This window comes from Streptomyces sp. TRM64462 (assembly GCF_013362995.1).
GTDB lineage: Bacteria > Actinomycetota > Actinomycetes > Streptomycetales > Streptomycetaceae > Streptomyces.
Genome location: NZ_JABWDV010000180.1, coordinates 1 through 2,470, shown reverse-complemented (window position 1 = coordinate 2,470; position 2,470 = coordinate 1). Strand labels below are relative to the sequence as shown.

Sequence of the window (2,470 nt, the reverse complement as noted above, 5' to 3'; positions counted from 1 at the left end):
GCCCCCGCACCCGGCATCGGCGCCGACCTGTCAGGCGGCAGCGCCTCCAGCACCCTCGCCCTCCTCGCCGCCGGCCTCCCCGGCGTACCCGGAACCCTCCTCGGCCACGGCGGCACCGGCGCCGGCGAACGCCTCCTCGCCGTCACCTTCAACGACCTCACCGCCGGCACCCGCGACCCCGGCCGGACCGCCGAACTCGAACGCGCCCGCGCCCTCGCCGAGGACCCCCGCCTCCACCACGTCGTCGTCGCCGCGGCCGAGGAAGCCCTCCCGTACGCCGACCTGGACATCCCGCTCACCGACGAACCCGGCCCGTCCCTCGTCACCGCCGCCCGCCACCGCCGCCGCCTCGCCGCGGGCAGTGCCGACCACCTCACCGGGCACGGCGCCCGGCAGGTACTCGACGCCCACCCGGCGCGCCTCGCCGACCTGCTCATGGACCGCAGACGCCGCCACCTGCTGCGGCCCGTCACCGCACTCGCCAAGGCCTCCGGGCCGTCCGCCGGCTCCCTCCTCGTACCGCTCACCGTCTACCGGGCCGCCCGCCGCCTCGCCCGCACCCCGTACCGCGCCGGTCTCGAAGCCGCCGCCGGCCGCCTCCTCGAAGCCAACCGGCCGACGGCTGCGGACACGGCCGCGAACGGAATGAACGGCACAAACGGCGCAAACGGGGCGCATGGCGGCACCGACGGGGCGGACACCGCACAGAGAGCCGCCGGCCGAGGCGCCTGGGGAGCCGGCCGCGGCGGAACCTGGGGCGGCGCCCCCGGCGGCCCGGGCGGCCCCGTCGACGCCTCACTCGCCGCCCTCGCCTGGTCCCGGCCCGGCCCCGCCGCCCGCTGGCTCACCGGCGAGGCGCTCGCGGAAGTATCGATCCGCCTCCACCAGGCCGCCACCCGCCCCACCTCCGTACAACGCCCCGGCGAAGCCCGCGCCCGCGCCGCACTCGCCCGGCACGCCGCCGACCTCCGCGTCCTGGAACAGGCCGCCGAGATCCGCAGCCAGCGCCTGCACGCCCCGTTCCTCGACAACCAGGTCGTACGGGCCTGCCGCGACCTCCCGGAGGCGCTCCGCGTCCGACCCGGCGCCCGCGCCGAGATCCTGCGCGCCGTCCTCGCCGGCACCGGCATCCACGACCTGCCGCCCGGCTGGGGCGCCACCTCCCACGCCCCCTCCGCCGCGGCCGCCGCCGCACGCACCGGACTGCGGGCGGCCCTGCCGCACCTGCTGGCCCTGTTCGACGCACCGCTCCTCGCGGACGCCGGGCTCATCGAGGCGCGCGTCGTCCGCAAGGCCCTGCGCGCCGCAGCCGACGGCGAACCGGCCGGCCTGGACGGCCTCGACGGCATCGCGGACCTCGTCTCCACCGAGCTGTGGCTGCGCCGCCTCCTGGCCCGCCGCGGCACCTGCTGGACCGGCGCCGCCGCCCCACGCCAACGCGCCGTCGCCGGCGGCATCCCCCTCCGCCCGGCCCTGGGCCACGCGACGACCCACGGCTGACACCGGCCGCCCGCGCAGGCGCCGGGCGGGCGGCGCGCGGCGGCACGAGGGCTGAACACGGGCGCCAGAATCGGGGGCTGAACGGGCGCCACCAGACCGCGTACCGCGGTAGGTACCCACCCTCACCGACAGGTGATCCGGGCCTCCGCCCAGTCCGCGAGCGCGGCCCCGCCGAACGGCTTGGCGGGCTCGACGACCAGCCGGATCGACGTACGGCCCGCGATGTCCACGTGCACGCGCACCGCCTGGTCCCCACCGTCGACCACGGGCGACCGCCACAGCCGCACCCCGTCCCCGTACACCGAGAAGCGCACCGACCCGAGCCCCAGCGTCATGTCGTCGACACCGGCGAACGCCTCGTACGTCGTGCACTCCCGGTTGAGGTCCACGATCACCGACGAGCGCGGGTGCACGGTGATCCCGTGCCCGTACTCCTTGCCGCCCATCGACATCCCGTACCGCTGCCACACCCAACTGGAACCGCCGAGCCGCACCTCGGGACCGGTGTGGTCGCCGAAGACGTTGAACGGCAGCTGATTGACCTGGTACGTGACGGGCGCCGGTGGCGGGGTCGGCGTGGGCGTGGGAGTCGGTGACGGGCTGGGCTCCGGCGGGGGCGGTGCGGTCGGCACCGGCGTCGGGCTCGGCGTGGGCGTCGGGCTCGGCGTCGGTGTCGGTGTCGGCGTGGGCGTCACGCGGGGCTTCGGCGTCGGCGTGGGGTCCGGCGCCGGCGCGGCCTGCGGCGCGGGCGACGGCGACGGCGACGGCGAGGCCACGGGCGGTTCCGGCGCGGGCGGCGGTGTCACGACGGGCTGCGCCACGGGCGGACGCGCCTCCGGCTCCGGTACGGGCTCGGGGTCACCCGACAGAGCCCACACCAGCCCGGCGGTCGCCGCCACGGCCAACGCCGCCGCGACCCCGGCCTTGGCGGGGGCCCCTAGCCCTTCCGCAGCCGCGCCTCCCCCGGCGG

At 78.2% G+C, this 2,470-nt stretch carries 2 protein-coding genes; one reads left to right on the top strand and one right to left on the bottom strand.

The annotated features are described in order from the left end of the window. Positions 1-1,500, top strand: a 1,500-nt coding sequence (locus tag HTZ82_RS08380; protein WP_254711721.1) for an asparagine synthase-related protein, incomplete at its 5' end; no start/stop codon positions are given. 122 nt (positions 1,501-1,622) lie between these two features. On the opposite strand, the gene HTZ82_RS08375 is transcribed toward HTZ82_RS08380, so the two are convergent. Beyond that, positions 1,623-2,470 (bottom strand): NPCBM/NEW2 domain-containing protein (locus HTZ82_RS08375; protein WP_175408667.1); only part of this gene is annotated, 848 nt, incomplete at its 5' end.